The organism is Pedobacter yonginensis, assembly GCF_003173595.1.
GTDB lineage: Bacteria > Bacteroidota > Bacteroidia > Sphingobacteriales > Sphingobacteriaceae > Pedobacter > Pedobacter yonginense.
In genome coordinates this window covers 935375-950912 of sequence record NZ_QGNZ01000002.1, presented here as the reverse complement: position 1 = coordinate 950912, position 15538 = coordinate 935375, and the positions used below count along the sequence as shown (strand labels likewise).

The window sequence follows — 15538 nt, the reverse complement described above, 5'->3', positions numbered from 1 at the left end:
CATTAAATTCGCTGCTGGGCTTTTAATGCCAAGTACTGATTAACAACATTAACGGTTAAATTCTGCGGCTCGGTAAGCAAACTTAAAATGCCATGTTTGGCAAGCTCTTTCACCATCAATTTCTTTTCGAAAGCAAATTTTTCGGCAATGGTTTTAATGTAAATTCCTTCAATATCTTTTGCTGGCTCTTCACTTAAAGTTTTAAGGGTTGTATTTTCGAAGAAAACAACCAGCAACAAATGAAATTTTGAAATTCGTTTAAGGTGGGGAAGTTGTCTTTCTAAGGCCGACATGCTTTCGAAGTTGGTAAAAAACACCACCAAGCTCCTTTGCTTTAATGTGGCCCGAATGCTGATGTATAAAGCTTCCATGTCTGTTTCCAGATAGCGGGTTTTTTCTTTATACAAAACCTCCATAATTTTATTGAGCTGTGCCGGTCGGCGATCTGCTTGAATGATGCTACCTGTTTTTTCTGCTACTGTAATTAAGCCTGCTTTATCTTCTTTTACTAAGGCTACGCTGCTCAAAATTAAACTGGCGTTAATGGCATAATCGAGCAGACTCAATCCCTCAAATGGCATTTTCATGGCTCGCGATTTATCTATCACACAGTAAACATGCTGAGCCTTTTCATCGGTATAGGAGTTCACCATTAGGTCGCCTTTTCTAGCGGTAGCTTTCCAGTTTACGGTTCTGTAATCATCACCAGCAACATAATTTTTAACTTGATCAAACTCCATGCTATGACCGATTCTGCGCATTTTTTTTATTCCAAAATCAGTTAATCGGTTAGAAATGGCCATTAATTCGTACTGCCTTAACTTTAGAAAGGATGGATAAACCGGCACCAATTTGCGCACTCCAACATTAAATCTTCTGCTAATGAATCGTAAAGGCGACTGAACATAGAGACGTGTTTGACCAAAATCATACTCGCCTCGTTTAGTGGGCCGCAGCGCATACGTAATGCTTTTTTGGGTTTTAGATGCAAGTGTGGTGCTAAACCATAAATCCCTTTTCTGAAATTGAAACGGGATTTCATCAATAATCCCAACTTTCACTTCAAAAGGATAAAAATTTTCTAAGTAGATTTTGATTTCATTATCGTCTCCATTACTCAATCGTTCTGGCACATCTCTACGCAAAAAAACGCCCTTTTCATGTCGGTATAGCAAGAATAAATCGATAAAAACGAGCAGCACCAATGCGCCTAGGAAAAAGTACGGCAAATCGCCCAAAAAGGAAAGAAAGAAGGAAAATACAAACAGGCTTACGCATAGGCCAAGTCCTATGAATAATCGCTTATTCAAAAATAAATCTGTATAATATTTTCCAAAAAGGCGCATCATTTCTTTTATCTAGGAATTTCTATTTTCTTAATGATTTGTGTAATAATATCGGCAGGGGTTAAGCCCTCCATTTCCTTTTCTGGGCTTAGCATGATGCGGTGCGCCAATACGGGTATTGCTACCTTAATGATATCATCAGGTGTAACAAAATCTCTTCCTGCCATTGCCGCTATCGCCTTTGCGCCATTAATCATTGCTAAAGAAGCCCTCGGCGATGCGCCTAGATACAATGATTTATTGTTTCTGGTTTCGTGTGTAATTTGTGCTGCGTAGGCCAACAGCTTTGGCTCCACAAACAATGCTTTTATCGTAGAACGAACTGCTTTCACCTGTTCTACCGATAAAACTGGTACAATATTTAACAGTTGATCGTCGGATTTTTGCTGGTGCTGATTAACTAAAATCTGGATTTCATCTTCTAATGATGGGTATTTGACTTCGATTTTAAACAAAAAACGATCGAGCTGTGCTTCTGGCAAACGGTAGGTACCTTCTTGATCTACTGGATTTTGAGTAGCCAAAACCATAAAGGGCTCTTCGAGTTTGTAGGTATTTCCATCAACTGTAATTTGGCGTTCTTCCATCGCTTCGAAAAGCGCAGATTGGGTTTTTGCCGGTGCTCGGTTAATCTCATCAACCAAAATGATGTTGCCGAAAATGGGTCCATGCCTAAATTGAAATTCGGCGGTTTTGGGGCTAAAAACTGCCGTTCCTAAAACATCAGATGGCATTAAATCTGGTGTGAATTGAATACGAGAAAAGCTGGCTGAAATACATTTAGCAACCAATTTTGCACTCAAAGTTTTAGCCACACCTGGCACGCCCTCCAACAAAAGGTGCCCATCGGCCAAGAGGCCAGCAATTAAAAGATCAATTACATCTTTTTGCCCGACGATTATTTTGCCTAATGTTTGCCTAATATGATCTACCGCGGCGCTTAGTTGCGTTAAATCGGTGCGTTGGTTAAACATTTCCTGTTCCATATTTATTGGTCTTCCTTGTAAAATTGTTCTATAATTTTGTTCAGCTCAATCAAATGTTTATCATGAACCATTTGTCCTCTTTTTAAATGTGTAATTTCAATAAAAAGGCTTTCTATCGTTTCGGCTGATGCGCCAGAAACATGAATTAAACTTTCTTTGAGTTCTTGGTTCAGATCAATCGTTCTTAGCCGATATTTCGTTCTGATGTATTCGAGTAAATATTTAACCTTTTTCTCGGCAATGTCTCTATTATTTCTTTGTTGGTAATACACCCTGCCTACTACTTTTACAAATTCTACCGATGTATTGGTTAATCTGCTAATGGAGGGAATAATCCTTTGCCTTCTTTTAATTTCGAAGAGCACAAAAATGAGCAATCCAAAAACGGAAATATAATAAGCCCAACGTAGGGAGTCATATCTGAAAATTAGTCGGAGTGGGGAGGTGTCAACTGTGCTCGGACGGGTAAAATGCTCATCCCAGATTAATGTTTTTGCTTTTGGCAAGTAAGATAATGCCTTCGATGCATATTCGCTTCCGTTAGCTGTAAGTAAACTATAATTGGTTAACAACTGCGGATTGGGCATAAGGAAAAGCGAGCCCTTGCCAAATTTATATTGAACAAAGTTAACCTCTTTGTTATTTCTATTACCCAAAACAATGGCTTTTGAGGAATCTATCTTTCTGAAGTATTGTTCGCTAATGCTCTTCTCAAAAGTGTAGCCCTTTGCCACTCGCAGATTCGGATTGGAAAAGTTTACATACGATTTTCGCTTTTTACTAAAATCAAAATCGGCGCTAATGTTAAGCTTTAAGGTATCTAAAAGCATCCCTTGCATTTGAAAAGCAGAAACAAATATGTTGTTTCCCCTTTGCATAAAGCGAACCATTTCTTTAAAATCCAATTTATTTACCTTAACACCTGATGCAATAATTAAATAATTTGTGTTTGTGGCTGCATTTGCTTTTAGTGTATTGTAAATTGGGTCTTTGCTTTTTCTAACAACCGTTCCTGGAAAAATATCCTGAATTCGCTGATGTAAAATATAGGTTCCAAAAGGAATTTTATCTTCTGTTAAATAGCTTGCAAACCAATTGGTTGGCTTTGGTTTATAATACTGTGCAACCAAATACGCTACCAGTAAAATCCCACTAATAATTAAATATTTTTTTATTCCCCTCATGCTTTTTTCAGGTTAAAATCATGAAAAGATTGGTTCACATTTTCGAATGTGGTTTTATCGATAAAAAACTCCCCATACCAAATGTATTCGAATTGATTGGTCAACTTAGAGAATTCGTCTCGCCTGCCCTCATCAGCAATTTCTAAAACATAAGCCTGATTTGTTTTATCGGGTAACCAGTTTATAAGTTGCTTATCACTTAGGTTTTTTAGTGTTTTTAAGTAGAGCAAACGAACGGCTAATCGATAATTTTGGGTTTGTAAGGCATTCGATATTTGGTCATCAAAATCAATTTCATGGATGTTCTCCAAACTTTCTTCGAAGGGCACTTCTAACGATTTCGATTTGCCCGACAGAAGTCTAAAATCTAAACCAATAAGTTTAATTGCGATGAAAACCACCGCAGCAATGGCTACTGCAATTAATACAACCTTTAAAACGCTTCCACTAATTTTATTGCCTAAAAGTTTATCTATCAGTTTCCAAAACTTATTCCAGAATTTATCCCACCAAGTTAAAGTTTCTGGTGCTGCATCCTCATAAATAAAATCTTTCTGCTTGCTGTAGGTTTTAATGGCTTCCCTGTCAATTTTGCGCAGTTCAACCTTAGTGCTGTAAATTTTAACAGCAATAGGTTTCTTATATACAATGGTTTTTTGACCAGTTTGTGCATGAACCGACGCGGCAGATAAGAACAGAAATAAGGCAAGCAATAAACGCATTTCTAATATTCTTCTGGAGTAGAATTAAACTGCTCAGGGCCTTTTCCCAGTCCATCAATCCGATCTAGTAGCCCTGTACTTTCTTTACGCTCAACCAGGTTAAAATAAATTAATGTTGCCGCTAGTATTGGAATAATTAAAAAGATTTGAGATAAATACTGAGAAATGGAAGCTACAATGGCATAGGTTTTTGTGATGCGTTGTTCTGCATGTGTAAATGCACTAACCATTGCAATTATTGTAGCCGGTAATTGTACTAATAGGGTACAAGCGTAAGTGATGATGGAGACTACAATTAAAACACCAGCCGTGGCCCACCATTCGTTGCGCAAAAGTTTAAAGGATCGGTTAAAAGAATAGCCCAAACTTGCATTTTCAATAACCATGATAACTGACATGATGGAAACGGCTGGAAAAACATATACGCCTGGAAAGAAACAACATGCAAAACAGAATACTAAAAAAATGGAAATCACGATTCCGCTACCAAACATGCGAAAGAAATAGTATTTATAGTAACTCCAAACCTCTTCAACATTCGGTGCAACATTGCCTTTCTGAATATAGAGCGCAACATAACTTAAAACGGTAACGTAAACAGACGTATAACTCAACATCATAAACATCATCATAAAGAGATATTGAATTACAAATTTTGATAGCCTACTCCAAACCGATTCGCCCGAAAAATTATAACTATTCCTGAAATTCTCTTGCATGTCGCCTACTTGCAACTGGGTCATAATCATGGTAAGGATTCCACCTAGAATAAAAATACCACAGAGGTATAAAAAAGCCTTCATTAAGGGCTTAAAATTTTGTCTGATGAACAAAAAGGTATCTCCAATAATTTCTCCGAATTCTCGTATCTTTTTGAATTCTATTTTTTCTGCCATTTATAGTTGTGTTTGAGTGCGTTTAAATAATTGGGCCGGATAAACTATTACATATCCAACCATAAAAATGAATGAGCCAATTAATATGCTTAAGCTCAGCCAAATTGGCATTTCGGTGTGGCGGGTAACAAAGCTTTCGAAAAATGCGGCCAATAAAATAATGGGAACAATGCCCATTGCAATTTTAGAAGCATCTTTTGCACTATTTTTAAAGGAAGCCATCCTGGACAGCGTTTTCGGAAATAAAATTCCATTTCCTAAAATCAAGCCCGCTCCACCTGCAATAACTGCCGAAAGTATTTCCAAGGTGCCATGAATCCAAATAACCAATATGGATTGTGTGCCCAAACCTTTGCTATAGAAGAAATATTCGAAAGCACCGATCATAATTCCTGTTCTTAGCAAATAAAAAATCGGGCCGACGGACAGGAAAACACCCGACACAAACATCATCAACATTACAAATACGTTGTTTGAGGCAATTTGAATAAACATCATAATCTCGCCTTGTTGCTTATAAACACCAAAGGGGTCGCCCTTTGCAATGTTTTCATTGGTCATGTTGATGTAGTCGTCGCCAAAAAACATTCTAAGGAAAGAATCGTCATACTTCGCGGAAATGACGCCGATGGCGGCAGAAATCACAAAGAAAATCATCGAATACAATAGCTGCTTTCTATAGTTGAAGAAAAGCATTGGCAATTCGTATTTCCAAAATTTTATGAAGCGCCCTTTCTCCTCCTTTTTATTTTTATAGATGGCTTGGTGCAGTACAGATGCAATCCCATTTAGGTATGCAGTGGTTTTAGATTTTGGGTAAAATGTTTTAGAGTAGGCCAAATCATTGGTGATATCGATAAAACGATGCGCCAATTCATCTGGATTTTCAGTCTGTAAAGTTTCGTAATCTTTCCACTTCTCAGAATTTTGCTTTACAAAAAGCGCCTCTCTCATAAAATAACTTGTGTCGCGTTTAATTTTCCGTTAAAATAAAACAAAATTTTTATTAGTCAACAAAAAATAAAAAAGCATATTATATATTTGAATAACATGGAAACGATAAAAGTAAGTACGAGCCAACACATTGATATAGATTACGCTGTTGCGGGCTTGGGCGAAAGGGTTGCGGCCAGATTAATTGACTTTGGCTTATTTGTGGGCTTATTTTTGGTTTTTCTGCTCCTTTTTGCGATGACAGGATTGCTACAGGCAGGTAGCATAACCTTTATTGTTTTGGTGGTTATTTATGGGGCTGGCTTTGTTTTTTACGATTTGCTTTGCGAAATATTTATGAATGGCCAAAGCATTGGTAAGCGCTTACTTAAAATCAGGGTAATTAGCTTAGATGGTTCTCAGGCAAGCCTTGGGCAGTACTTTATGCGCTGGGTTTTTAGGATTGTAGATTTTACGCTAACATCGTGGCTGGGTGCTTTAATTTTCGTTGCTGTTACCGAAAATAAGCAACGTTTAGGCGACCTCGTTGCAGGCACAACACTGATCAAAACCCAACCCCAAACACAGTTGAATCAAATTGCTTTTCATCCCGTTGATGAGGAATATACGCCAATTTTTAACGAGGTAAATCTATTGAGCGATAGAGATATTGAATTGATTCACGAAGTGATTAGCACCTACTATAAAACGGGCAACCATACGCTGATTTACCAGATGGCGGCAAGAATTTCTAATCATCTTCATATTGCTATTCCGGAGGGAATGCACGAACTGAAGTTTCTAGAAACCATAATGGCTGATTATAATTTTGCTACGTCAAGAGTAGATTAGCTTTTCTATTCGCTAGAAAACATTTTCATTAGATAACGCAAAAGGGTAAAATCTTAAATTACTTTAATACTTCGGTAACTTTTGGAAGTAATGCATTAACCCATTCTGCGTACATTTTCGCGCTAGGGTGTAAACCGTCTGCTGCAATTAATGCAGGATCTGTTTTAGCATTGCGAGAACCCGGAGTAATGTCTGTATAACTTACGCCTGCAGCGAGGGTTATTTCTTTATTTGCCGCATTAAAAGCGTCTATTTCAGCAGCTATGGTTTGAGGGCCTTTTGCGGCGTTTTTTCCAAATGGAGTAGCGCCCCAATCGGGAATGGAGATCACAAAAACTCTGCGTTTACTGCCATTGGCAAAATCAATTGCGGTTTGCAATAATTCTGAAAACTCTTTCTTATAGGTATCTAGAGGGTACCCTCTATATTGATTGTTTACACCTATTAAAAGGGTTACAAAATCGTATCTTTCTGTCAGTTTCGCTTGCTTTATGGCTCCTTTCAATTCGTCTGTAGTCCAGCCAGTTACTGCAATAATTTTTGGATCAGCAAGGGTAGTGTTTTGAGCCTTTAACGCACTTTGGAGTTGATACGGAAAAGATTCTGCCTTTGTTACCGATGCGCCAATGGTATAAGAATCGCCAAGCGCCAAATAAGTAAATGAAGTCTTCTGATTTGGGGCAACGAATGAATTATCGGGATCTTTAGCAACAGACATATCTTTCTCTTTTGTACATCCCGAAGTTAATAAAGAAAATAAAAGGGCTGCAAATAAAGTTTTCATGATTCAATTTACGATAAAATTAGCCTAATAGATTTATGGCAAAACTAAATCAGTTCCATTTGAAACAAATGGGCAATGTGGTTTTTCAATTTATCTTTTACTTCATCTAAATCAAGTTGATAACCAAGCTCTTGCTGCAATGAAGTTACGGCCTTATCGTCGATCCCGCAAGGCACAATATTTTTAAAATAATCTAAATCTACGTTTACATTAAAAGCAAAGCCGTGCATAGTTACCCATCGGCTACAACGCACACCCATTGCACAAATTTTACGGGCACTGTCTTGCTCTGCATCTAACCACACACCTGTATAACCGGGGTATCTCCCTGCAACTATACCATAATCTTTTAAGGTTAAAATTACAGCTTCTTCCAGCGTACGGAGGTATAAGTGAATGTCGGTGAAAAAGTTTTCCAAATCTAAAATGGGATAGCCCACAATCTGACCTGGCCCATGATAAGTGATGTCTCCACCTCTGTTAATTTTATAATAGGTGGCCTGCTTTGCCTTTAAGCCTTCATCATCTAACAATAGATTTTCCGGATGCCCACTTTTGCCTAAAGTGTAAACATGTGGATGCTCGCAAAAAACCAAATAATTGGGAGTAGGCAGCTTCGAATTTTCGATTCGGTTTTTGGTTTTAACAGCAACTGTACTATTGAGCAGGGCTTCTTGCCTATCCCACGCTTGCTGATAATCGGTTAAGCCCCAATCCATAAATTGCACAGGAACGGTTTTGGTGGGTTTAGGCAATTCATCGGCTTTGCCATTAAATCCGGCAACGTTCGAACAGCCAATATTGATTTCGTTTTGCATACAGTAGAATTAAAATTAAGCTGAGCGTTAAACAGGTTTTAATCTGGGGTAGAGAGCACATAACCAAGCATGTATCCATCCTTAGTTTTGAAATAATTAACGGCTAGTTCTCTTGTTCCGGTCGGCAATTCTACCAGCGCATTTAGGCATCCTTCTGGTTTTAATTTAAAGGGTTTGATGTGAATGTGCTGTTTAAACTCTAAGCCTTTTTTACCATGCCATTTGTATATGGCCTCTTTGGCACACCAAGCTACATATAAGCCTTCTGTATTGTCGCCAATTTGCTTTTGGGCAAGCTCTACATCACTCAAAAACTTATGTTTAATGCTCTTTATTTTATGCTTAATGAGTTCGATATCCACACCACACGCAAAATCTTTACTAATCATTACCGCAGCATAATCATACGAATGGCTTAATGAAATGTGATATTCAGAATTAACCAGATAGGGTTTACCATCTTCATCAAATTGGCAATCGATATAATCTTTGGTGTTCAGCATTGTCCTCAGTAAAAGCCTAGTACTTAACCAGTGCAACAGTCTCTTACCATTATTAAAGGAAGCAATTAAATCCAGTTCATGCTGTTTAAGCTGAAGGCCGGCAAACAATTCTTCTTCCGTTTCTTCAATTTTCCAGATTGCCAGAGCAGAATGATCTTCGATATTTTTATTATAAACTATTGGCATTTATAAAATTGGAGATTTACATGCAAAATTATCTTAAATAAATGATAATTTAGGCCAAAATTACGCATAAAAATGATATTATCGGATAAAAGGATTTTGGAGGAAATTGATAAGGGGACAATCATTATCGAGCCATTTAAGCGCGAGTGTTTAGGTACAAACTCTTACGATGTGCATTTGGGTAAGTATTTGGCTACATACAAAAGTCGTGTGCTTGATGCCAAAGCCCATAACGAAATTGAGCATTTTGAAATTCCTAAGGATGGTTATATCCTCCACCCCGGAACTTTATATTTAGGCGTAACTTTAGAATACACGGAAACGCATGCGCACGTTCCTTTTTTGGAAGGCAAAAGCAGTACCGGTCGGCTTGGAATCGACATCCATGCTACCGCAGGGAAAGGCGATGTGGGATTTTGCAACACTTGGACACTGGAAATATCGGTAGCACAACCGGTTAAAATTTATGCCGGTATGCCAATTGGTCAACTTATTTACTTCGCAGTAGAAGGAAATATTGAAACGATGTACAACACCAAGGGAAACGCCAAGTACAATAACAAAACAACACGCCCAGTAGAAAGTATGATGTGGAAGAACAAATTTTAACAAATTTGTTCTAAATTGCGTTTAACAAATACCTAACCAAATATGTTAATTAAACGCACTCTCTTTAGTTTGGGCCTGTGTTTCTTTTCTCTTTTAGCATTCGCCCAAAAAGGAAATGAACCCTTCGCCCCCATTGTAACTTCTTTAGAAAAATGGATCAACACAAATCCACAAGAAAAAATTTATCTGCATACCGATAAGCCTTACTATCTCGTTGGAGATACCATTTGGCTTAAAGCTTATGTAACTTCCGGTTACGACCATAAGCCCTCTCAAATTAGTGGCGCAGTTTATATAGACCTCCTCAACGAAGGCGATTCTACCACTAAAACAATTAAGCTCCCACTTATGGGCGGCATGGCAAAAGGTGATTTTTTATTAAATGATAGTACAATGAAGGAGGGAAATTACCGATTAAGAGCCTACACTCAATGGATGAGAAATGCTGGCCCACAGTATTTTTACGATCATACTTTTAGTGTTGGCAATTCCGTAGCCAATACGGTTTTTGCAAAAATCGATTACATTTACGAGAAGGATGGCGACAAAACTAAAATAAAGGCCGTACTTAAATTTACAGATGTAAGTGGCAAACCTTACGCCAATAACAATGTAAGTTATAGCTTAAAAGAAAGTTATAAAACTCTTGCTGCTGGCAGGGGTAAAACCGATGCGCTCGGTCAAATCATCGTGAATATTCCAACTCCAAAGGCAGAGGCAGCCCAAACCAGCTATCTAGTTACAAATTTTAGTTTAAATGAGGATATGTCCATCCCAAAAACATTTCCCTTGAAAACAGCATTGCTGAAAACCGATTTCCAGTTGTTTCCAGAAGGTGGTTATTTGGTTAATGGCGTGTGGAGCAGGATAGCATTTAAAGCAACAGAAACTTCAGGACTTGGCGCAAATGTAAAGGGCATTGTCATAGACGATCAACAAAAGGAAGTAGCCACCATAGAAACCAAGCATTTAGGCATGGGATTTTTCAATCTGATGCCCGAAGAAGGAAGAACTTATACCGCCAAAGTTAAATTGCAAGATAGCGCTGAATTGCTCATTAAATTACCTCTTGCAAAAGCCGAAGGACAAACCCTTTCTGTTTATCCAAGAGAGAATGAGCTTAGTGGGCAACAGTCAGATACGGTTTTAGTCCGCATTAATACAAATGCAGAAACTTTAAAAAAGGGCTCACAATCCTTAAGCCTAGTTGCTCAATCTGGAGGCAAAGTATATTCAGCTGTGCAGGTTACAGTTTCTAAACCAACAACTTCTGTATTCATCCCGTTAAACGATTTACCAAGTGGCATCGTGCAAATATCGCTGTTTTCTGGTGGCATAGCCCTTAATGAAAGGGTTTTCTTTCTACAAAGAAACGATGCGCTGCAAGTGAAAATCAGTGAAGTTTCTCCAAAAGAATATGGCGTTAGGGAAAAGGTTGCTTTACAAATAGCTTCTTCAGCCCCATCTGGAGATGCCGTAAGTGGAAACCTATCTGTAGCCGTAATTAGTGAGGATGCTGTTCCGACCGATGAAACAAAAATCAACACCATCTTTTCACAACTCTTACTCAGTGCAGATATTAAAGGCTTTGTAGAGAAACCAAATTACTATTTCAGCAACCCAAGCGCCGCAACCAGAGAAAATTTAGATTTACTTATGCTTACCCAAGGCTTTAGAAGGTTTGTTTGGAAGGATGTACTTTCGCCACAACAAGTTGCACCAGCCTTTAGTCCGGAAAAGATAACCAGTACCATTTCGGGAAAAATAACGTCATTGGGTAAAAAACTAATTGTTAACGGAAAGGTAACTCTACTGAATAATAAGTTCGGGCTGATTAGAGATACCTTAACCGACCAACAAGGGCGGTATAGTTTTAATAATCTGGTAATACTTGATGGCATGCAATTTACCGTTCAGGGTAGAAATGAAAAAGGCAGTAAGCTGGTTACCACTTTTATTGATCAGCCCAACCAACAAATGGTTACGCCAAATCCGAACATGGGCGAGTTGAATCAAGACATCCAGCAATTGGTTAAAAAATCGCTGGAAAGCAGTAGAGAACTGGATCAGCAACTGGAAAAAAGCGGGATGCTCAGCCGCGTGCAGCAGCTGCAAGAAGTTAAAATTAGAGCCAACAAAAAAATGGCCTATGGAAACACCATTAAAGAAAGTCAGGTTGATGAAATTTATCGCCCTGATAGCAGACGTCCTCCTTGCAGTAGTTTAATGGAGTGTATTTCGCGAATGGATGGAAGCAGGGTAAATTTTGAATACGTTTTCGGAACGCCGAAAGATGAATGCGGGCAAATGTATGTTCCGATGTTTAAAAGAGTACGATACACCGTTATCATAGATGGTATGACCATTGATCCATGTGATTATCAAACATTTTTCACGGGCGAAAATCCGCCCGATATTGATAAGATTTATTTCCTTCACGAAAGTAAGGGCGTAAACTCAAAGGCAAGTGGGGGTAACGAAGGCCCAATTATGGCTGTTTTTACCAGAACAGGAAATTTTAGAAGAAGTTACGACCCATCTGTGCTCGATTATAACCCTAAAGGCTACGATAATGCGAAAGAATTCTACAGCCCTAAGTACGATGGTCAGAATACCAACTTGCCTGATCTTAGAAGTACCGTTTACTGGAATCCATCTGTTATAACAGGTAAGGAAGGCAAAACAGAAATCAGTTTTTACAACTCCGATCAAACAGGGAACTATCTGGTGGTGGTAGAAGGCATTAATGGTTCTGGATTAATCGGAAGAAGTGTTTACAGATACAAGGTGAAATAGTTATCTAACTACTCTAATTACAACATTACCAGATTGAAAGCGGATTTGTTACCGATCAAATCAAATGGTAATATTCATACTAACTTCATTAAAATATGCCTCATGTTTTGTACCTTGAGGCATATTTTATTTTATCTAGCCACACATGAAACTCAAAATTATCCTCCCAATAAGTGTGTTATTTATCCTTTTAGGTTTTACGGCCTTCAAAATGGATGACGATCCATTTAGCTTATTGCTGAAGAAACTCGAAGAATATACTTCAAAATATCCGCAAGAAAAAGTACACATTCACCTCGATAAGCCTTACTATGCCATTGGCGATGATATTTGGCTTAAAGCTTATGTGTTTAATACCAAAACCTCCGCTCCATCAAACATTAGTAAAATCTTGTATGTAGAGCTTATTAACGAAAAGGATTCAGTAAAAAAACAACTTAGGTTGCCTCTAATGGCTGGCATAACCTGGGGCGATTTTAAACTCACCGATTCGCTTGGTGAAGGCAATTATCGAATAAGAGCTTACACTGCCTACATGCGCAACTTTGGAACAGATTTCTTTTTCGACAAAACCATAAAAATTGGCAATAGTTGGGCAAACAAAGTATTTACGCAAACAAAATATGATTTTCAAAAGGAAAATAATACCGACAAAGTAACCGCCACCGTACATTTTGAAGATAAAAACGGCATTGCTTACAAAGAAAGTGAGGTAAGTTATGATGTTCAGCTGGATTACAGGTCGGTATCAAAAGGAAAAGTAAAAACCAATTTAACGGGCGATGCCATAATCAGCTTCGTAAACAATCAAAGTTTCCAAAACAAAACTGGAAAAATTATAGCCACCATAACTTTAGAGAATAAACAAAAGGTAACGAAATCCATCCCCATAACATCAACTTCAAACGATGTAGATGTTCAGTTTATGCCCGAAGGCGGAACATTAGTAGAAGAATTACCACAAAGGATAGCCGTTAAGGCCGTAAATTCAACCGGACATGGGGAGGATGTGAAAGGAACTGTATTTGATGATGCTGGAAATACCATTACAGCTTTTGAAACCAGTTACTTGGGGATGGGAAGTTTTGTGTTTAACATGCAATCTGGCAAAACATATCGTGCAAAAATTGATTTTAAAGATGGTTCTACAAAAGAAATCAAATTGCCCCTCGCCCAAAAAAGTGGTTACGCCATCGCGATAAACAATACCGACACCGCAAAAGTGGGCGTTAAAATCATGGCAAGTGAAAGCTTACTAAACGGAGCTGAATTAAAAGTTGTAGCACAACAGGGCGGGAATGTTTATTATGTTTCAAAAGCCAAAATGGATAAGCAAGTTTTAATTGCAAACATCGCGAGAAAAAACTTACCCGAAGGAATCGTTCAATTTACTTTATTCTCTGCAGACAATCAACCTATTGCCGAGCGACTCGTTTTCATTAGTCCGAAAAATGATTTAATCAACGTTGCCATCAACAGCAGTGCGGTTTCCACCACCAAACGAGGCAAATCTACTTTCAGCTTTGATGCCACCAACCAGCAAAAACCTGTATTGGGCAGTTTCTCTGTAGCCGTAACCAATGCAACAAAAGTAGTACCCGATGAAGATAATGAAACCAACATTTTAACCTCGTTGTTACTCACTTCAGATTTGGTTGGATATATCGAAAAACCGAACCATTATTTCTTAAATGATGATGCCAAAACACAAAAAGAGTTGGATAACCTCATGCTTACCCAAGGCTGGAGAAGGTTTACTTGGAAAAATGCAATCAACAACACTAACCCAAACATTACCTACAAGCCCGAAGAATCTTTAAAAATAAGCGGAACTGTTACCAAAGGAAATAAACCCGTAGCAGGGGGTAAAGTGATGCTGATGGCAACTAAAGGCACCATGATTATTATAGATACTGTTACCAATGCCGACGGCAGGTTTGTGTTTGATAATCTGAGTTTCGGAGACAGCACCAAATTTGTAGTGCAGGCCAGAACCAAAACCGAACGTAAGTTTGTAGATATTAATTTAGATGTGATACCCGGCCAAATTGTAACCAAAAACAAAAACGGCGCAGATATAGATATTAATGTGAACAACACCCTAATGAAGTATATTAAGGAAAGCGACAATTATTTTAACGAAATGGCCCGATTAGGTTTATTAGAACGCACCATTAAACTCGAAGAAGTAACCATAACGGAGAAAAAAAATCCAGCAAAAAATTCATCCAACCTAAATGGAGCCGGCAGAGCAGATTATATCATGACAGCTGCTGATCTTTCTACCTGTGTAACGCTATCCATGTGCTTGCAGGGCCGCTTGCCAGATGTAATTTTTAGAGGCAATGTGCCTTATTTGATGAGAAGTCAGAACACGCCAATGCATATTGTTGTAGACGGAATGCCTGTGGATGCCGAGTTCTTAGACAACATTGCACCTATGGATGTGGAATCAATTGAACTTTTAAAAACGATTGGCAACACCGCAATTTATGGCATGAACGGCGGTGGAGGCGTACTGGTAATTACCACAAAACGAGGCGATGGGGGTAATAATTACAACCGTTACGCCCCGGGAGTGGTTACTTACAATCCAAGTGGCATATCAATTTCTAGAGAATTTTATGCGCCGAAATATGATGCAGATAACGCAAGCAACAAACCTGATTTAAGGACAACCATTTATTGGAATCCGCAAGTGGTTGCCGATAAAGATGGAAAAGCGAAATTCGAGTTCTATAATGCAGATGAACCTGCAAATTATCGAGTAGTAATTGAAGGGGTAGATGCTTTTGGCCACTTGGCTAGAAAAGTATATACCTACGAAGTGAAATAGGAATTTAATTTTCAACACGATATTGAAAGCCAAATAATCAGACCATGTGCTATTATTTGGCTTTCTAATTAAATTACTTAAATTTCC

The 15538-nt window shown here is 38.3% G+C and carries 13 protein-coding genes; 4 read left to right on the top strand and 9 right to left on the bottom strand.

Annotated features, from left to right (window positions below; translation table 11 throughout):
* Positions 1-2 precede the first annotated feature (2 nt).
* From DHW03_RS10940 to DHW03_RS10915, 6 genes are read right to left on the bottom strand one after another with little or no spacing between them, the layout of a single operon-like run.
* The gene (locus DHW03_RS10940) at positions 3-1349 is read right to left on the bottom strand and encodes a DUF58 domain-containing protein (protein ID WP_109925825.1); all 1347 of its coding nucleotides are present in this window, start codon (positions 1347-1349) and stop codon (positions 3-5) included.
* A 5-nt stretch (positions 1350-1354) separates the two neighbouring features.
* The gene (locus tag DHW03_RS10935) at positions 1355-2332 is read right to left on the bottom strand and encodes an AAA family ATPase (RefSeq protein ID WP_109925824.1); all 978 of its coding nucleotides are present in this window, start codon (positions 2330-2332) and stop codon (positions 1355-1357) included.
* A 2-nt stretch (positions 2333-2334) separates the two neighbouring features.
* Positions 2335-3516 (bottom strand): DUF4350 domain-containing protein, encoded by a 1182-nt coding sequence (locus DHW03_RS10930; RefSeq protein ID WP_109925823.1) that lies wholly within the window; start codon positions 3514-3516, stop codon positions 2335-2337.
* Complete coding sequence (locus DHW03_RS10925; RefSeq protein ID WP_109925822.1) at positions 3513-4238, bottom strand: hypothetical protein; 726 nt, start codon at positions 4236-4238, stop codon at positions 3513-3515. Before DHW03_RS10925 ends, DHW03_RS10930 begins: the two co-directional genes overlap by 4 nt.
* Before the next feature lie 2 nt (positions 4239-4240).
* Positions 4241-5134, bottom strand: a complete 894-nt coding sequence (locus tag DHW03_RS10920) for a hypothetical protein (protein WP_109925821.1) — start codon at positions 5132-5134, stop codon at positions 4241-4243.
* Positions 5135-6088, bottom strand: a complete 954-nt coding sequence (locus DHW03_RS10915; protein ID WP_109925820.1) for a stage II sporulation protein M — start codon at positions 6086-6088, stop codon at positions 5135-5137.
* Between the two features lie 96 nt (positions 6089-6184).
* Here DHW03_RS10915 and DHW03_RS10910 point away from each other — a divergent pair, with 96 nt between their 5' ends.
* Complete coding sequence (locus DHW03_RS10910) at positions 6185-6919, top strand: RDD family protein (RefSeq protein ID WP_109925819.1); 735 nt, start codon at positions 6185-6187, stop codon at positions 6917-6919.
* A 58-nt stretch (positions 6920-6977) separates the two neighbouring features.
* Here the strand turns inward: DHW03_RS10910 and DHW03_RS10905 are convergent, their stop codons facing one another.
* The 3 genes from DHW03_RS10905 to DHW03_RS10895 are packed head-to-tail and all read right to left on the bottom strand — an operon-like array spanning position 6978 to position 9210.
* Positions 6978-7703 carry an SGNH/GDSL hydrolase family protein gene (locus DHW03_RS10905; RefSeq protein WP_109925818.1) on the bottom strand — a complete coding sequence of 242 codons (726 nt, stop codon included), beginning with the start codon at positions 7701-7703 and terminating at the stop codon, positions 6978-6980.
* Between the two features lie 44 nt (positions 7704-7747).
* On the bottom strand, positions 7748-8521 hold the full coding sequence (gene lipB, locus DHW03_RS10900) for a lipoyl(octanoyl) transferase LipB (protein ID WP_109925817.1): 774 nt from the start codon (positions 8519-8521) through the stop codon (positions 7748-7750).
* A 38-nt stretch (positions 8522-8559) separates the two neighbouring features.
* Complete coding sequence (locus DHW03_RS10895) at positions 8560-9210, bottom strand: 4'-phosphopantetheinyl transferase family protein (RefSeq protein WP_109925816.1); 651 nt, start codon at positions 9208-9210, stop codon at positions 8560-8562.
* A gap of 72 nt (positions 9211-9282) precedes the next feature.
* Here DHW03_RS10895 and dcd point away from each other — a divergent pair, with 72 nt between their 5' ends.
* The 3 genes from dcd to DHW03_RS10880 all read left to right on the top strand — a co-directional run bounded on the left by dcd (position 9283) and on the right by DHW03_RS10880 (position 15451).
* Positions 9283-9819 (top strand): dCTP deaminase, encoded by a 537-nt coding sequence (gene dcd / locus DHW03_RS10890; protein ID WP_109925815.1) that lies wholly within the window; start codon positions 9283-9285, stop codon positions 9817-9819.
* A gap of 42 nt (positions 9820-9861) precedes the next feature.
* A complete protein-coding gene (locus DHW03_RS10885; protein ID WP_109925814.1) occupies positions 9862-12615 on the top strand; it encodes a carboxypeptidase-like regulatory domain-containing protein in 2754 nt (917 codons plus the stop codon).
* A 145-nt stretch (positions 12616-12760) separates the two neighbouring features.
* A complete protein-coding gene (locus DHW03_RS10880) occupies positions 12761-15451 on the top strand; it encodes a carboxypeptidase-like regulatory domain-containing protein (RefSeq protein WP_240618514.1) in 2691 nt (896 codons plus the stop codon).
* Positions 15452-15538: the final 87 nt, after the last annotated feature.

Coding starts and splice junctions, on each gene's coding strand:
- DHW03_RS10940 (WP_109925825.1), bottom strand. CDS start 1,349: ATGATGCGCCTTTTTGGAAAATATTATACAGATTTATTTTTGAATAAG.
- DHW03_RS10935 (WP_109925824.1), bottom strand. CDS start 2,332: ATGGAACAGGAAATGTTTAACCAACGCACCGATTTAACGCAACTAAGC.
- DHW03_RS10930 (WP_109925823.1), bottom strand. CDS start 3,516: ATGAGGGGAATAAAAAAATATTTAATTATTAGTGGGATTTTACTGGTA.
- DHW03_RS10925 (WP_109925822.1), bottom strand. CDS start 4,238: ATGCGTTTATTGCTTGCCTTATTTCTGTTCTTATCTGCCGCGTCGGTT.
- DHW03_RS10920 (WP_109925821.1), bottom strand. CDS start 5,134: ATGGCAGAAAAAATAGAATTCAAAAAGATACGAGAATTCGGAGAAATT.
- DHW03_RS10915 (WP_109925820.1), bottom strand. CDS start 6,088: ATGAGAGAGGCGCTTTTTGTAAAGCAAAATTCTGAGAAGTGGAAAGAT.
- DHW03_RS10910 (WP_109925819.1), top strand. CDS start 6,185: ATGGAAACGATAAAAGTAAGTACGAGCCAACACATTGATATAGATTAC.
- DHW03_RS10905 (WP_109925818.1), bottom strand. CDS start 7,703: ATGAAAACTTTATTTGCAGCCCTTTTATTTTCTTTATTAACTTCGGGA.
- lipB (WP_109925817.1), bottom strand. CDS start 8,521: ATGCAAAACGAAATCAATATTGGCTGTTCGAACGTTGCCGGATTTAAT.
- DHW03_RS10895 (WP_109925816.1), bottom strand. CDS start 9,210: ATGCCAATAGTTTATAATAAAAATATCGAAGATCATTCTGCTCTGGCA.
- dcd (WP_109925815.1), top strand. CDS start 9,283: ATGATATTATCGGATAAAAGGATTTTGGAGGAAATTGATAAGGGGACA.
- DHW03_RS10885 (WP_109925814.1), top strand. CDS start 9,862: ATGTTAATTAAACGCACTCTCTTTAGTTTGGGCCTGTGTTTCTTTTCT.
- DHW03_RS10880 (WP_240618514.1), top strand. CDS start 12,761: ATGAAACTCAAAATTATCCTCCCAATAAGTGTGTTATTTATCCTTTTA.